Origin of the sequence: Roseibacillus persicicus (assembly GCF_014651675.1) — a bacterium.
GTDB lineage: Bacteria > Verrucomicrobiota > Verrucomicrobiia > Verrucomicrobiales > Akkermansiaceae > Roseibacillus > Roseibacillus persicicus.
Window position 1 is genome coordinate 202292 of sequence record NZ_BMXI01000004.1, and the last position, 14695, is coordinate 216986.

The 14695-nt window shown below is 56.5% G+C and carries 15 protein-coding genes; 9 read left to right on the forward strand and 6 right to left on the reverse strand.

What is annotated here, in order from left to right; all coding sequences use genetic code 11:
* The first annotated feature begins 135 nt into the window (after window positions 1–135).
* From IE099_RS06480 to IE099_RS21140, 8 genes are all read left to right on the forward strand, one after another.
* Window positions 136–1491 carry a nicotinate phosphoribosyltransferase gene (locus IE099_RS06480; RefSeq protein ID WP_189568515.1) on the forward strand — a complete coding sequence of 452 codons (1356 nt, stop codon included), beginning with the start codon at window positions 136–138 and terminating at the stop codon, window positions 1489–1491.
* Window positions 1488–3428 (forward strand): NAD(+) synthase, encoded by a 1941-nt coding sequence (gene nadE / locus IE099_RS06485; protein WP_189568518.1) that lies wholly within the window; start codon window positions 1488–1490, stop codon window positions 3426–3428. Before IE099_RS06480 ends, nadE begins: the two co-directional genes overlap by 4 nt.
* 3 nt (window positions 3429–3431) lie before the next feature.
* Entirely contained in the window at window positions 3432–3872 is a 441-nt protein-coding gene (locus IE099_RS06490) for an NUDIX domain-containing protein (RefSeq protein WP_189568520.1), read from the forward strand.
* Between the two features lie 154 nt (window positions 3873–4026).
* Window positions 4027–4581: a riboflavin biosynthesis intermediates N-glycosidase gene (gene ybiA / locus IE099_RS06495; protein WP_189568522.1), complete on the forward strand. Its 555-nt coding sequence runs from the start codon at window positions 4027–4029 to the stop codon at window positions 4579–4581.
* A gap of 20 nt (window positions 4582–4601) precedes the next feature.
* A complete protein-coding gene (locus IE099_RS06500; protein ID WP_189568524.1) occupies window positions 4602–5288 on the forward strand; it encodes an NUDIX hydrolase in 687 nt (228 codons plus the stop codon).
* A 13-nt stretch (window positions 5289–5301) separates the two neighbouring features.
* The gene (pncA, locus tag IE099_RS06505; protein WP_189568526.1) at window positions 5302–5925 is read left to right on the forward strand and encodes a bifunctional nicotinamidase/pyrazinamidase; all 624 of its coding nucleotides are present in this window, start codon (window positions 5302–5304) and stop codon (window positions 5923–5925) included.
* Window positions 5922–6863: an ADP-ribosylglycohydrolase family protein gene (locus tag IE099_RS06510; protein ID WP_229809419.1), complete on the forward strand. Its 942-nt coding sequence runs from the start codon at window positions 5922–5924 to the stop codon at window positions 6861–6863. The genes pncA and IE099_RS06510 overlap by 4 nt, the downstream gene beginning before the upstream one ends.
* Window positions 6864–6904: 41 nt before the next feature.
* Window positions 6905–7957: an O-acetyl-ADP-ribose deacetylase gene (locus IE099_RS21140; protein WP_229809420.1), complete on the forward strand. Its 1053-nt coding sequence runs from the start codon at window positions 6905–6907 to the stop codon at window positions 7955–7957.
* A 158-nt stretch (window positions 7958–8115) separates the two neighbouring features.
* Here the strand turns inward: IE099_RS21140 and IE099_RS06525 are convergent, their stop codons facing one another.
* The 3 genes from IE099_RS06525 to IE099_RS06535 all read right to left on the reverse strand — a co-directional run bounded on the left by IE099_RS06525 (window position 8116) and on the right by IE099_RS06535 (window position 9723).
* On the reverse strand, window positions 8116–8814 hold the full coding sequence (locus tag IE099_RS06525) for a 3-keto-disaccharide hydrolase (protein WP_189568528.1): 699 nt from the start codon (window positions 8812–8814) through the stop codon (window positions 8116–8118).
* A 77-nt stretch (window positions 8815–8891) separates the two neighbouring features.
* Entirely contained in the window at window positions 8892–9329 is a 438-nt protein-coding gene (locus IE099_RS06530) for an NYN domain-containing protein (RefSeq protein ID WP_189568530.1), read from the reverse strand.
* A gap of 16 nt (window positions 9330–9345) precedes the next feature.
* Window positions 9346–9723 carry a glutaredoxin family protein gene (locus IE099_RS06535; RefSeq protein WP_189568532.1) on the reverse strand — a complete coding sequence of 126 codons (378 nt, stop codon included), beginning with the start codon at window positions 9721–9723 and terminating at the stop codon, window positions 9346–9348.
* 205 nt (window positions 9724–9928) lie between these two features.
* Between IE099_RS06535 and IE099_RS06540 the strand changes: the two genes are divergently transcribed.
* The gene (locus IE099_RS06540; protein WP_189568534.1) at window positions 9929–10561 is read left to right on the forward strand and encodes a RibD family protein; all 633 of its coding nucleotides are present in this window, start codon (window positions 9929–9931) and stop codon (window positions 10559–10561) included.
* Window positions 10562–10613: 52 nt separating this feature from the next.
* On the opposite strand, the gene IE099_RS06545 is transcribed toward IE099_RS06540, so the two are convergent.
* The 3 genes from IE099_RS06545 to IE099_RS06555 are packed head-to-tail and all read right to left on the reverse strand — an operon-like array spanning window position 10614 to window position 14353.
* Window positions 10614–11891, reverse strand: coding sequence for a glutamate-5-semialdehyde dehydrogenase (locus IE099_RS06545; protein WP_189568538.1), 1278 nt, complete (start codon window positions 11889–11891; stop codon window positions 10614–10616).
* A gap of 4 nt (window positions 11892–11895) precedes the next feature.
* Entirely contained in the window at window positions 11896–12654 is a 759-nt protein-coding gene (proB, locus tag IE099_RS06550) for a glutamate 5-kinase (RefSeq protein WP_189568540.1), read from the reverse strand.
* Window position 12655: 1 nt separating this feature from the next.
* Window positions 12656–14353: a putative manganese-dependent inorganic diphosphatase gene (locus tag IE099_RS06555; RefSeq protein ID WP_189568543.1), complete on the reverse strand. Its 1698-nt coding sequence runs from the start codon at window positions 14351–14353 to the stop codon at window positions 12656–12658.
* Between the last annotated feature and the right edge of the window lie 342 nt (window positions 14354–14695).

Below are 14695 nucleotides of genomic sequence, written 5' to 3' on the forward strand. Positions count from 1 at the left end.
TTACCGGCGCAAAATAGCACGACCTCGGAGCAACCGCTTCGGGGTCGTGCTATTTTGTGGGAAAGGCCCTCTCTCTTTTTCGTTTTATACCAGAAAGTGCTTGTAAGTGTATTTTTTACACTTTACCCTATCCGCATGCAGACCCCACTCCTTACCGACCTCTATCAACTCACGATGGGGCAAGCTTACTGGCACCACAATCGCCACAATCAGGAAGCCGTCTTTCATCTCTTCTTCCGCCGGGCACCCTTCGGAGAAAGCGCGGCCATCGTAGCCGGCATCGAACCCGCAGTGGAGTTTCTCACCAATCTCAAGTTTGAAAAAGAAGACCTCGCCTACCTCGCAACTCTCAGAGGAAATAACGACGAGCCGCTTTTCGCCCCCGAGTATCTGGAGGCTCTGCGCAACCTCGACTGGAGACTCACCGTCAAAGCCCTTCCCGAGGGAAGTCTCGCCCTCGCCAACATGCCCGTCCTGCAGGTGCGCGGGCCAATCTTGCAGTGTCAGTTGGTGGAAACCGCTTTGCTAAACATCATCAACTTCCAAACCCTCATCGCCACGCAAGCGGCGCGAATCTGTGAAGCTGCCGAGGGCGACACTGTGCTGGAATTCGGTCTTCGTCGCGCGCAAGGTCCTGATGGCGGAGTCAGCGCCAGCCGGGCCGCCTATCTCGGAGGCTGCCACGCGACTTCAAACGTCTTGGCGGGTCAGCTGTTCGGGATTCCCGTCAAAGGAACCCACGCACACAGCTGGGTGATGAGCTTCCGCGACGAGAGTGAAGCCTTTCAAGCCTACGCCGAGGCGATGCCGAATAATACCACCCTGCTGGTAGATACCTTCGACACTATCGAGGGGGTGAAAAAGGCAATCGTCGTAGCTAAAGAGCTGCGCAAGACCGGACATCAGTTTGCAGGCATACGACTTGACTCGGGAGAGCTCGGCCCCCTCAGCATAGCAGCCCGCGCACTCTTGGATGCGGCCGGATTTCCGGAGGCCCGAATCGTGGCCAGTAACGACCTCGATGTGGAAACCATCAGCGAACTGAAGCGCGCCGGAGCCAAGATCGACACTTGGGGAGTCGGCACCAAACTGGTGACCGCCTACGAACAGCCCGCGCTGGGAGGAGTTTTTAAATTGGGAGCCATTCAGGAGGAAGAGACTTGGCGCTATGCCATCAAGCTGAGCGAGGACCCCATCAAGGTCTCGAACCCCGGTTGCCTCAATGCCACGCGCCAGGGAAGGAAAGTGACGCTATTCAATGAGCTTGAAGAGACCCACGAAAACACACTGTTAGAAGAAATCCTTCTCTATGGTCGACGGGTTGCGGAGCCGCTTCCCTTGGAAAAAATTCGAAAGCGAGCGCTAGCCAGCTGGGCTGATTATCGCCAGAATCCCCTGACCCTTGAGCGAAGCCCCCGGTTGGAACAGACCCGCGCCGAGCTCATGGCTCCCCACCTCAAACCTCAACCCACCCTAGCCCTCACCCCATGAGAACTCTTCACCTTGCCGCCGCCTCGCTCAACCAAACCCCGCTCGACTGGGACGGAAACGAAGAACGCATCCGGGTTGCGATTGCTGATGCCAAGAAGCAGCACGCCACCTTGATCTGCCTCCCCGAGCTGGCAATCACGGGCTACGGTTGCGAAGACCAGTTCTTGGCTCCCGACACCGCCGACCGGGCCCTGGCCAGCTTGCGGAACCTGATTCCCCTATCGGACGGAATCGCCTTTGCAGTGGGACTTCCTCTCCGCTATCAGAACCGGCTCTTCAATGTCGTCGCTTTAGTCGCCAATGGCGAGCTAGTTGGATTCTATGCCAAGCAAAATCTAGCAGGTGACGGACTGCACTATGAGCCCCGTTGGTTTTCTCCTTGGCCGGAAGGAATGCAAGAAACCGTTACCCTGGAAGGTCGCGAGGTTCCTCTGGGCGACTTTGTCTTTCAGCTGGATGATGTCCGCATCGCTTTCGAGATTTGTGAAGACGCCTGGGTGCCCGACCGGCCCGGCCGCGACGCCAGTTCGCTGGGGGCCGACCTCATCATCAATCCCAGTGCCAGCCACTTCGCCTTCGGAAAGCAAGAGATTCGCCGCGGATTCGTCTGTGAAGGCTCACGTGCCTTTGGGGTGGCTTATCTTTACGCCAACTTGTTAGGCAACGAGGCGGGAAAGATCATTTACGATGGCGGCAACCTCATCGCCAACAATGGCACCCTCATCGCGGAAGGCACCCGCTTTAGTTTCCAGGACCATGCCCTGACCTGTGCCACGGTTGACCTCGAACTCAATCGCCTGGCGCAAGCGCGTTCGGCAGGAAGACCGTTTCTGTTAGAGTCTGACGAAATCTTTTCTCATCCCTTCCGCCTCCCTGAGAGTCCGCATCTCCCGACACCCATCAATCTACCGGACCACCTGAGCAAAGAAGAGGAGTTCACCCGCTCGGTGACCTTGGGTCTGTTCGACTATTTGCGAAAAAGCTACAGTCGGGGTTACGTGATTTCGCTGAGCGGCGGGGCGGATTCGGCGGCTTGCGCTGTTCTCGTCGCCCAGGCTATCCAACTGGCGCGGACCGAACTCGGCGAAGCCTCATTCCGCGAAAGACTGTGCCACCTAGGTGACCAAGACGAAGCCTTCTCCAGGCCCGCCCTGCTCGCCTGCATCTATCAGAGCAGCGAGAACAGTGGCGACACCACTCTCAATGCCGCGCAATCTTTGGCCAAAGTTCTTGGCTGCACTTTCGATCATTGGAACATCGCCCCCATGGTGGAGGAATACGAAGACATGATCGAACGGCATTTGGAACGCCCCCTCAGCTGGGAACAGGATGACATCGCGCGCCAGAATATTCAGGCCCGCGTGCGCGCTCCCGGCATCTGGATGCTCGCGAACCTCCGCAATGCGCTGCTCATTACCACCAGCAATCGCTCGGAGGCTGCTGTCGGCTACGCGACCATGGACGGCGATACCTGTGGCGGGCTGGCACCCATTGCGGGCATCGACAAGGCCTTCTTGAGACACTGGCTGCGTTGGATGGAAACCACCGGAACGACCGAGATTCCTCCACTACCCGTTCTCTCGGCCGTCAACAAGCAACAACCCACCGCCGAACTCCGTCCCGACGAGGCCGAACAAACCGATGAAGGCGACCTCATGCCCTACCCTCTGTTAGACCAAATTGAGAAGTGGGCGATTCGCGACAAGCGCAGTCCGCGCGACATTCTCGCCCTCACCCTCGCCCGCTTCCCCAACTATCAGGAGAAGCAGGTGCGGGTCTGGGTGAAACGGTTTTTCCAGCTTTGGAGCCGCAATCAGTGGAAGCGGGAACGCTATGCCCCCGGATTCCACCTCGATGACGACAACCTCGATCCAAAGACGTGGTGCCGCTTCCCGATTCTCAGCGGCGGCTTTCAAAAGGAACTGAGCGAACTTTAAGCGATGGACTACTGCTACAAATATCCTCGTCCAGCGGTCACGGTTGACGCCGTTGTTTTGGCTCCCGCAGAGAAGCCTACTCATGTCCTGCTGATTCAGCGAAAGAACGAACCGTTTCGCGATCTCTGGGCCTTCCCCGGCGGATTTATCGATGAGAACGAAGATCCGGAAGACGCGGTCGGTCGGGAACTTGAGGAAGAAACCGGATTGACTGGGCTGATTTTTGCACAAGCCGGATTCTACGGACGACCTGGCCGGGATCCCAGAGGACACACCGTCTCTCTTGCCTTCGTCACACGAACAAATCAAGACACCCAAGAGGCCATCGCAGCCGATGACGCCAAGGACGTCCGCTGGCACCCACTCGCCGACCTCCCGCCCTTGGCTTTCGACCACGCGGAGATCCTCAGCAACACATTGGAGCAGGAACAACTCTGCCATTGAGTCGAGCCCCCGAAAGCCAGATGCCAATTTATGACCTCGTCGTAGTTTAGGCGATTTTCTTGAGGAACGGAAATATCCCTGCCTCACTCTCACAAAGTGTAAACTTCACACTTTATAGTTTGCTTAGTGCAAAGTTTACACTAAGATTGCGCCCATGAATCAACTCCCCCTAACCTGGTCCGACCTCGTTGGACGCTTCGAAGTCGAAGACTTCAAGTATCTCTTCTTCTGGGGACACAGCGCTCAAGAAGGCTCTATCACCAAAGCCTGTTTGAGCCAGTGGTATCCAGCCAGCTTTCAGGTTTCTGGAATCAACTACCCTTCTACCGAACACTTTATGATGGCCGAGAAAGCCCGCCTCTTTAACGATGAGCCAATTCGCCAGCGGATTCTATCCTGCCAGAGCCCTGCTGAGGCCAAAAAGCTCGGAAGACAAATCGCCAATTTCGATGAGCAGGTCTGGCAGCAGAATCGGTTTAAAATCGTGGTGACGGGAAACGTCGCGAAGTTCAGCCAAAACCAGAAACTCGGAGACTTTCTCAAGCAAACTCAAAAACGGATTCTCGTCGAAGCGAGTCCTCGAGATAAAATCTGGGGAATCGGAATGGCTCAGAGCAATCCGGACGCTGAAAACCCCTTGCTCTGGAAAGGGCCGAACCTTCTCGGGTTCGCCCTAATGTCAGCCCGCAATCAAATCGCTGCCCACTAAAAATTCTTAACTCCAAAACTATGCCTAGCTACGAATACGCCCGCCCTGCCCTCACCACCGATTGCGTTGTCTTCGGACTCGATGAGGAGGACTTGAAGGTTCTCCTTATCAAACGCGGCCTGACTCCTTTCAAGGGAAAGTGGGCCCTGCCCGGAGGCTTTGTCCGCGAGGGTGAGGATTTGGAAAAAAGTGCCCGGCGCGAGCTGCAGGAAGAGACCGGACTCAAGGATATCTTTCTCGAACAGCTCTACACCTTTGGCCATCCCAAGCGCGACCCGCGTGAGCATGTCGTCACCGTGGCCTACTACGCCTTGGTCAACCTGAGCGAACACCCTCCAACTGCGGACACCGATGCCGATGAGGCGGCCTGGTTCCCCTTCGATGACCTTCCCAAGCTCGCCTTCGACCACTCCGAGATTCTCGCCAGCGCGCGGGAAAGGCTGCGCTCCAAGCTCCGCTATTCTCCCATTGGCTTCGAACTCCTTCCGGAAAAATTCACCCTCACCCAACTGCAAAGTCTCTACGAACGGATTCTCGACGAGCAGCTCGACAAGCGGAACTTCCGCAAGAAGCTGCTCAAGCTCGAGATTCTCGAAGAGACCGACGAGATCGAACAGGACGTCGCTCACCGCGCGGCCCGACTCTACCGCTTCGACCGCAAGGCCTACCTCGAAAAACAAGAGGCTGGTCTCAATCTAGAAATCTAACCTCCCAATCAACATGAAAACTCTTCTCATCATCGACCTGCAAAACGACTTCCTCCCCGGCGGTGCCCTCGGGGTGGCTGGCGGCGATGAACTCGTTCCTCTAGTCAACGACTTGCTGCCTCACTACGATCACGTGGTCGCCACCCAGGACTGGCACCCCGCTGATCATGGCAGCTTCGCCCGGAACAATCCGGGGCATGCAATCGGCGACACGATCGATCTAGCAGGCCTTCCTCAAATTTTGTGGCCGACCCACTGTGTGCAAGGCAGCCCGGGAGCCGAACTGGCACCGGGTCTCGACGCCACTCGAATCGACACAGTCTTCCGCAAAGGCACCGAACGCGACATCGATAGCTACAGTGGTTTTCACGACAATGGTCACCGTCACAGCACCGGCTTGGCCGACTACCTGCGGAACAAGGGAGTCACCGAACTCCATATCTGCGGCATCGCCACCGACTACTGCGTGAAGTTCACCGTCCTCGACGCCCTCGCCGAAGGCTTCAATACCACCCTGCTCGCCGACGCCTGCCGCGGAGTCAACCTGACTGACGGAGACGTGGAGCGAGCGGTTTTGGAAATGAGTGAAGCTGGGGCTAAGATAAAAGAGACCGGAGGAATACTTTTCGCAAAATGATAGATATGAACTTCACCAACAAATTCCGAGGCTGCCTTCTGGGCCTGGCCGTGGGCGATGCCTTGGGAACGACTTTGGAGTTCCGTTCACCCGGGACCTTCACTCCTCTCGACGATATGGTCGGGGGCGGACCCTTTAGTTTGCTTCCAGGTCAATGGACGGACGACACCTCGATGGCACTCTGCTTGGCCGAGAGTCTCATCTCTTGCAAAGGAATGGACTTGGCGGACCAGTGCGAGCGCTATCTGGACTGGTGGCTACGGGGTAGCAACAGCGTGACCGGAGAATGCTTCGATATCGGAAACACGGTGCGCACGGCCCTTGCGGCGTATCGTCAGTCCGGGGATCCTCGATCGGGTCCCACTGACAACTACTCGGCCGGAAACGGAAGCATCATGCGGCTCGCCCCCGTTCCTCTCTTCTATTATTCGCAAACACGGGTAGAGCTTCTCGCCCGCTGCGAAGAAAGCTCGCTCACAACCCATGGGGCTTCGGAGTCGATTTGGAGTTGTCGAATTTTAGGAGCACTGATTTGTCAGGCGATGGAGGGCGAGAGCAAAAAGGAGGCCCTCGCCTTCGATGAGGAATTGTTGGCGGAATCGGTTCACGGTGGTGAATTGTCACCTGGTCTCACCGCCATTCTTAGCGGCTCGTTCCGCAACTCCGAGCCTCCTCACATTCAGGGAACGGGCTATGTTGTCAAATCCCTCGAAGCCGCGCTTTGGGCTTTTGCCAAGGCCGACGACTTCCGACACGGAGCCCTTTTGGCTGCCAACCTCGGAGACGATGCCGACACCACCGCCGCCATCTACGGACAATTGGCAGGAGCCTTCTGGGGCGAAAGCGGCATTCCGACAGACTGGCTCGCCAAGCTGGCGTGGCGGGAGAAGATCACGAGTCTGTCCGACCAATTGCAGAAAGCGTCCCCCAATCGCTGATAAATGAGCAAACGCCTTTAACTTTAAAACAACACGCAAATATGAGCCCCCAAAAACTCAAGATCCGCAGTAAACTCCTCAGCCGAGTCCTGCGTCACGACCCTTCCTATTTGAATATCGAACTGGACTCCCACGGATGGGCCCAGGTCGACCAACTACTAGAGCGACTGAGCAAGCGAAACCTTCCTACAACGAAGGATGACTTACTCGAGCTCGTAGAAAGCAACAACAAGAAGCGCTTTCGACTATCAGAAGACGGTCTTCGTATTCGGGCCAATCAAGGGCATTCCATTGATATTGACCTTCAGCTGGAGCAGAGAACTCCCCCTCCGCTCCTGTTTCACGGAACCGCCATCTCCTCATTCTCGTCCATCGAACGGGAAGGCATTCAGCGCCGTTCACGCCAACACGTTCATCTCAGTCAAGACGCGGAGACGGCGCGGGCAGTCGGCTCCCGACACGGCAAGCCGATTCTCCTCCGAGTTGAGAGCGGAAGAATGCACCACGATGGATATCAATTTTTCCGGTCGGAAAATGGAGTGTGGCTCACCGAAGCGGTCCCTCCACGTTACTTCGAAAAATATGAAGCACCTGCCGCCATGCCTCTCACTGCTATACAGGCGGACATCACGAACCTCTCAGTGGACGTCATCGTCAATGCGGCCAACTCCAGCTTATTAGGAGGTGGTGGAGTTGATGGTGCGATCCATCGGGCAGCCGGAAAAGAGCTGGTTCATGAATGTCGCTTGCTCGGAGGCTGCAAAACTGGAGAGGCCAAAGCAACCGCGAGCTACAACCTCCCTTGCCAACGTATCATTCATACGGTGGGGCCGGTCTGGCAAGGTGGTGATTCATCTGAAAAGGAGAAACTCACCCAGTGCTATCTGAACAGTCTGAAAATTTGTTTAGCGGAAGGCTGGCGATCCATTGCTTTCCCCTGCATCTCAACGGGAGTTTACAATTTCCCAGCTGAAGAGGCTGCTCGCATTGCCGTCGAGACCTGCCGCTCGTTCTCGTCTGAACTTCAGATCACCTTTTGCTGCTTCGACGAAGAAAGTCTTCTCATCTATCGCAAGCTACTAACTGCGGATTGAATCCAGTAGCCTTGCATTGTGAAGTTCGGGTCCTAACGTAACTATCGAGTAACGAGAGGCCCCGAATTATCCTCAGAGCCTGGGGCTCAGGGTAAACTGGGGACCAGTTCGTCACCCTCACGCACTTGGAACTGCGTGCAACGTTTCAGTCCCAATCCCTACTTCTCCTCGATTTCGCGAACCTTGATGTTGCGGAAGGAGACGATGTTGCCGTGGTCCTGAAGACAAAGGTGGCCTTTGGTGGGCTTGCCGAAGTGGGGCTTGTCGGCGAATTTAGAAGCAGCGACTCGTTCGTTCCAGTCCTCGGAGCCCTTGACGTATTCGACATACTTGGTGCCGTTCATCCAGTGGACACACTTCTCGGGAGTGATGAGGATGCGGAGCGTGTTCCATTCGCCAGCGGGATTGGTGGCATCGACAATGGGCTCCGGCTTGTAGAGCTGATAGAGCCAGCCCGACTTCTCGGGATCATGTCCATCCACGTTGTCCTGAATCTGAATCTCGGCTCCGGTGTGCCAGGGCTTTTCCGAAATCTCCTGCACGTGAAACATCAACCCGGAGTTCCCTTCTTTGGAAATCTTGTAATCCAGAGTGAGCTCGAAGGCTTCGAACTCCTTCTTGGTGATGATGTCTCCCCCGCCCTTTTTGGTGAGAATGAGAACTCCATCCTGAACCTGCCAAGCGTCCTTCACGCCTTCCTTCTTGTAGTTGCGGAAATGCTCAATGGTCTTGCCATCGAACAAGAGTTCCCAACCCGCTTCCTTCTCCTCCGCGCTCAGTTGATTTGGTTCAGCTTGGGCAGCAGGTTCGGCGAAGAGTGGGGCCGCGAGAAAAAGAAGAGGGAGTAGGAATTTCATGGCTCAAATAGTGGCCAAGCGAAGAGCCCTCTGGCGAGGAGATGCTCAATTTCGTTAAGGCTTTGAAGACTCGCTTCCTAGCCGGACTGGACGTTCCAATTCTTGCGCGCGCTATCGAGCAGGAGCTCGACCCGCATTTCCATCGCTTCCAGCGAAAGAGCTTCCGCCCCGCTGTCGATGACGGAAAGCTGCACCGAACGGTCATTGGTGGCCACGACAACCGAGCGTTTCTTGCCCTGACTGGCGGCCAGTTGCTCCACCACGGCATCGGCGGTTTCCTGGCTGCTGGCGTAGATCACCATGGCCTCGCCTTCGTCACCGCTATAGACATTGCGATCGTTGCCTTTGCCATCAAAGACGACCACCACCGCATCATCACTGGACGATTGGTAGCGGGAGAGCCAATCGACGAGTTGTTCGCGGGCATCTGCGGGATTGTCCCACAGAGCTTGCGCGAACCGCTTCAACCCCATCAGGGCGTTATGACCATCTACGATGAGAAGTTGGCCGTCCATGTTCTTACTGTAATAGTTAGTCTAGAATCACCACCTTGCCGGCAACGCCGCGAGCGGCAGCTTCGGCACGGGCCTGGGCCTCATGTTGCTCGGGAGAGCAGGACGAATCGATGGGTGCGTCGGGTGCTTCCTCACTATGCGTGATGAGCCCTTGCTCCACCATGTAGCTTTCCACTTCTTCCCCGCTGACATCGGCAAGCATCTTGCCGTTGACCTCGACACAGGGCGAGAGAGGTTGGCCGGACTTCAATTCCATCTCCATGCGCATGGCCGGATTCTTGATGATGTCTTTTTCTTCCCATTCCAAATTGTATTTGCGGAGGACAGCGCGCACGCCTTCACTCCAGCCACAATAGGTTTTCAGATAACACACGATTTTTGGTTGGTCGCTCATTGGTCGGAAAGTTACCCTCGTTTTTCGAAAAGCTCAAGCTCACTTCAAGGCCTCATTTGCGGCCTCGATTGAGCCCCAGACAGCGATTCCAGCTGCAAACGCCCCCCGTCGCAACCGTTGCGTAACCGGGACTTCCATGACGGAAAGAGCCCATTTCAGGCTTCGGGCTCGTTTCCCGGGCTTTTCCCAACTAGAAAAAGCCGAGATGGAAAGACCCTACATCCTCATCAACTTTGCAATCTCGGCGGATGGAAAGATTGGGACCAGCAGCAAAGGCCCCTCCCGCTTCACCGCCCCTGCGGACTTGGAGCGCCTTCTTTCCATTCGGGAGAGAGCCGACGCCATTCTCGTGGGTCGCGGCACCTTGGAAGCCGACGAGATGTCGATGACGATTCCGCCCGAGCGCCATCCTGAGAAGCAGCCCTTGCGCTTTGTCATCTCTCGCAGTGGCAAGTTCGATCCCTCTCACAAAGTGTTTCAGACAACGGGGGGAGCGATTCATTTGGTCGTAACCGAAGCCAGCGCCCAAGTGGAAGACATCAAAGGCACAACCCTTCATCGCTGCTCTTTGGAAGAATTCCTTTCGGTGGCGAAAAATGAACTCGGGGTTACGAACCTTCTTTGCGAGGGCGGAGGCTCTTTGGTCAAAGACCTCTTTGCCCTCGATGCCGTCGACGAAATCAACCTCACCATTGCGGGACATTCTCTCATCGGAGGGAAAGCAGCCCCCACTATCACCGGATTTCCCGGTGACTTTCTTCCCGCCTCGCGAGCGTTCCAGATTTCACACTTCGAGCCCACCGCGGATGGCGAACTCTTCGCGACTTGGACGCGCTAACGCGGACCGCGGGCGCCCTTAATCGCCACTGACACCTCGTCAAAAAAGCCCCCTACCGAGCCTTGATCTGCCCTTCGCCTCGCAAGCGATACTGATAGCTCGTCAACTCGCGCAGAGCCATGGGCCCACGGGCGTGTAGCTTGTCAGTGGAAATCCCGATTTCCGCGCCAAAGCCAAATTCTTCGCCATCACTGAAGCGGGTGGAGAGATTGTGGAAGGCGCAGGCGGAATCGACCCCCCGCAAAAACTTTTCGGCCTCCGCATTATCCTCGGTCACGATGCAGTCGCTGTGCTTGGACCCATACTGATTGATGTGAGCCATCGCTTCTTCGACCGAAGCAACCACTTTGATCGCCAGAATGTAGTCGAGATACTCCATCGACCAGTCCTCTTCGCTTGCGGCCTTCACCCGGTCACCCAAAATTTGCTGCGTCTTTTCATCGCCGCGAAGCTCGACCTTCTTCTCCTCCATGGCCTCTGCCAGCTGCGGTAAAAACTCGGCGGCAATGGACTCGTTGACCAAGAGGGTTTCGAGCGCGTTGCACACACTGGGCTTTTGCGTCTTGGAGTCGACTGCAATGTCGATGCCTTTCGCAAAGTCCGCCTTCTCGGCGATGTAGACGTGACAGATTCCGTCGTAATGCTTGATGACCGGCATCCGCGCCAGGGAGACCACGGTTTCGATGAGCCCCTTGCCTCCCCGGGGAATGATGAGGTCGAGATACTGGTCCATGCCCGCCATGACCTTGACGCTTTCGCGGTCGGTGAAAGGAATCAACTGAATCGCGTTCGCCGGGAGCCCCGCCGCCTCGCCGCCTTCCTGCAGCGCCTTCGCGATGGCCCGGTTGGAGTGAATGGCCTCGCTGCCACCCCGCAGAATGGTCGCGTTTCCGCTTTTCAGACAAAGCACTGCCGCATCACTGGTGACGTTGGGACGGCTTTCGTAGATGATGCCGATGACCCCGATGGGAACGCGGATTTGTTCGATGGAAAACCCCTTGGGATGCTGCCACTGGGCGAGTTGCTCGCCGACAGGGTCATTGAGAGTGGCGACCTTTTCGATTCCAGCGGCCACAGCCTCTAGCCGGGTCTCATCCAAGCGAAGACGGTCCAGCATTGCAGAGGACAACTCCCGCTCCTCGCCAGCGGCAATGTCCAGAGCATTGGCGGCAAGAACTTCGGACGCCTGGGCGCGCAAACCAGCGGCCATTGCCCGCAGGATTTCATTCTTCTTCTCAGCCCCCAAGACCGCCAACTCGAGAGCTGCGGCGCGAGCCTTTTTGCCCATCTCCAGGACTTGGGTTGTCACTTCTTCCGTGGTCAATGCCATAATCTTAATCTACTAGAAATCTCGTACAAACTCCCCCGCCCGCTACAATGTCAGCCAAGCGTTCGGGGTGACGGCCGTTGCCAATGGCGACCTGCACGCCACAAGAAAGCGCCAATTCGACCGCTGTCAATTTGGACCTCATGCCGCCGATGGAAAACTTACCGGATCCTTCCGCCACTTGCTGACGGGCCTCCTCCAAATCGCGCACCTCGGGAATCAGCTCGCCGCCCACCCCACGGCACAAGCCGTCCGCACTGGTCAGCATGACAAGAAGGCGGGCATCCATGAGCTCGGAAACGCGCACCGAAAGCATGTCATTGTCCCCCTGACTCAATTCCTCCACCGCAACGGAGTCGTTCTGGTTCACGATGGGCACAACATTACCTTTCTCCAAAAGACAGTTGATGGTGCTCTTCACGCGGGCACGCACCTCGTCCTTCTGCAGATTGTCGCCGGTCAAAAGAATCTGTGCGACGCTGAGACCAAACTGGGAAAAGAGATTTTCGTAAGTATGCATCAAGCGCGCTTGCCCCACCGCTGCGGCAGCCTGTTTCTCCGAAAGTTCCGTGGGATATTGGTCCAAGCCCAGAGCTGAAACCCCGGAACCCACCGCGCCGGAGGAAACCAGCACCACTTTTTGCCCCCTATTGGCTTGTTCGGCCAAGGCGGTCACGAGCTTGACCAGTGAGCCGCCGTCAATGCGTCCATCGCTCACCCGGGTCAGAACCCCGGTGCCTACTTTCACCACTAACAAATCGCTCATCCTAGGCAGTAGCAGAGATTTTGCTCGCGGCACTCCGACAGGCTCCCCAGACCGCGGGGAAGACTTGCTTCTTCCGGCTCACCACGCCAGGCGCAATGAAAACACCATCCCGATTCTCGTAAGGGAGAGCCTCCAAGAGAGCCGGATCGCCACTGGCCAGAATCAAACTATCGTGAGTAGAGATATCGGTCACGACGAGGAGAGCGAGGTCGCAGCCTTCCAGCTCCCGCAAAGCCTCGAGGGCATTGACGAGCTTGTTCTTCCGCTTGTCAAAGCCGCTCAGACCACGCTCCTCAATCTGGGAAATACTGATCTTGACCCCTTCTTCAAAGAACTCCTTGCGGTCTGTGGTGAGGATTTCGTTCGGAGTCCCCCCCACCAAGAGCGAGCCCACTGCGAAGAACTCCTCAGTGAAGGTCTCGGGATCCACTTTGGCGATCGGGGCCAGCCACTCGAGCATCTCGCGATCCAGAGAAGTGGTGGTTGGAGAGGTGAGCATGAGGGTGTCCGAGATCAATCCCGCGCAGAGACAAAGCGCCACTCCGGGACTGGGCTCAATGTCACGATGAATGAATTTGCGAGCTACTAGAGTACTAGTAGAACCCACCGGCTCGTTCAGGAAACGAATGGGTTCGCGCGACGCCAAGTCCCCCGCCAGGCGGTGGTGATCAATGACCTCGTAAATTTCGGCTTCGTCCACCCCGGTCACCGCTTGGGCGAACTCGTTGTGGTCCACCAGAACCAAGCGCGTGCGCATCGGCTCCACGAGGTTGGACTTGGAAAGCACGCCCACCATGGTGCGGGTGCCGCGCTTCACGACCGGGAAGAGATCCTGGTTCTCGACCGAAAGACGCTTGCGAAGGCGGGACACGATTTCTCCTTCTTCCACTACTAGAAAATCACCTGAAACCACGGTGCTCACTTTGCGCGAACACTGGATCAATTTCGCCACACTGGCGGTATCGAGACTGGCCAACAATACTGCGACCCCCTTCTCGCGCGCGGCCGCAATCAAATCGGGCGCGACCCCAAAGCCTCCAGTCACCACCAGAGCGCGCACTCCGTGCCGAATGGCCGCTTCCTGCACTCCGGGGCGGTCGCCACAGATCACCAGGTATTTCGCCACAATCCCGTCGTTGGCTGCTGCGGTGAGACGTTTCTGAACCGTTTCCTCGCTGGAAGCGCCAACCAGCAGGTGCAGCTCCTCCTCCTCAGTCTTTTCACTGGCACAAGCCACCGCTTCCGCTTGCAAGGTAAGACAAATCTTCTGCAAAGAGGCCTGCACGGTGCGCACCGCGATGCCTTCCATTTGCGCCGGAAGAAGCAATTGCAAGAGGTCCAGATAACGAAGAAGTCCTTTGACCTCACCCGAACTATCCACCACCGGCACGCTCTTGACCCCGCTGGCCAGCATGCGGCGATAGACGGTGAGAAAGCTGTCTTCGGGAGAGACCGAAATCACCTCGCGCCGGGCGATCTGCCCTGCCGTGACCCGAACATCCGTCACCAGGCGAGGAGTCTCCAGTCCGGCCTTTTCCAGAACCCAAGCGGTTCGCGATGGCACATCGCCACAACGAATAGCCTCGGCATCACTGCCTGTCATACGCAACAACTCGGCCTGACCGATTGCGGAACAAATCGCGTCGGTATCGGGATTCCGGTGCCCGACCACCAACAGCTTGGATTCTGAACTTTTCATGAAATTACGGATATCCGTCCGTGCGAAGGACGATAGAGGAAAGCACTGAGGCTAACAAGACCAGTCTCCTCCCCATCATTGAAAAAACAAGGCCCCATCACCCTAAAAACGGCCAAGGGCCTCAAAGAAGTTCAGTAAGATTCCAAACCCGATTGAGAATAGAAAAAGACTCATTAGAATGAAAGTTAGCCCGATAGGCCTTGAAATCCTGAAATAGATATAGGTTGGAAGCCCGACAAAAAGTCCAGCGGTAGAAAGTTTCCATGCAAGGGTAGAAAAGGGTCCTCCACTTCCGGATCTGATCCATGTGGTCCAAATCACTAAGATGACAAATGACGCACT

Excerpts from the sequence above, each read along its gene's own strand:
- IE099_RS06500 (WP_189568524.1), top strand. The coding sequence starts at position 4,602 with ATGCCTAGCTACGAATACGCCCGCCCTGCCCTCACCACCGATTGCGTT.
- IE099_RS06490 (WP_189568520.1), top strand. The coding sequence starts at position 3,432 with ATGGACTACTGCTACAAATATCCTCGTCCAGCGGTCACGGTTGACGCC.
- IE099_RS06530 (WP_189568530.1), bottom strand. The coding sequence starts at position 9,329 with ATGGACGGCCAACTTCTCATCGTAGATGGTCATAACGCCCTGATGGGG.
- IE099_RS06525 (WP_189568528.1), bottom strand. The coding sequence starts at position 8,814 with ATGAAATTCCTACTCCCTCTTCTTTTTCTCGCGGCCCCACTCTTCGCC.
- IE099_RS21140 (WP_229809420.1), top strand. The coding sequence starts at position 6,905 with ATGAGCCCCCAAAAACTCAAGATCCGCAGTAAACTCCTCAGCCGAGTC.
- IE099_RS06480 (WP_189568515.1), top strand. The coding sequence starts at position 136 with ATGCAGACCCCACTCCTTACCGACCTCTATCAACTCACGATGGGGCAA.
- proB (WP_189568540.1), bottom strand. The coding sequence starts at position 12,654 with ATGAGCGATTTGTTAGTGGTGAAAGTAGGCACCGGGGTTCTGACCCGG.
- IE099_RS06555 (WP_189568543.1), bottom strand. The coding sequence starts at position 14,353 with ATGAAAAGTTCAGAATCCAAGCTGTTGGTGGTCGGGCACCGGAATCCC.
- IE099_RS06540 (WP_189568534.1), top strand. The coding sequence starts at position 9,929 with ATGGAAAGACCCTACATCCTCATCAACTTTGCAATCTCGGCGGATGGA.
- pncA (WP_189568526.1), top strand. The coding sequence starts at position 5,302 with ATGAAAACTCTTCTCATCATCGACCTGCAAAACGACTTCCTCCCCGGC.
- IE099_RS06545 (WP_189568538.1), bottom strand. The coding sequence starts at position 11,891 with ATGGCATTGACCACGGAAGAAGTGACAACCCAAGTCCTGGAGATGGGC.
- IE099_RS06510 (WP_229809419.1), top strand. The coding sequence starts at position 5,922 with ATGATAGATATGAACTTCACCAACAAATTCCGAGGCTGCCTTCTGGGC.
- ybiA (WP_189568522.1), top strand. The coding sequence starts at position 4,027 with ATGAATCAACTCCCCCTAACCTGGTCCGACCTCGTTGGACGCTTCGAA.
- IE099_RS06535 (WP_189568532.1), bottom strand. The coding sequence starts at position 9,723 with ATGAGCGACCAACCAAAAATCGTGTGTTATCTGAAAACCTATTGTGGC.
- nadE (WP_189568518.1), top strand. The coding sequence starts at position 1,488 with ATGAGAACTCTTCACCTTGCCGCCGCCTCGCTCAACCAAACCCCGCTC.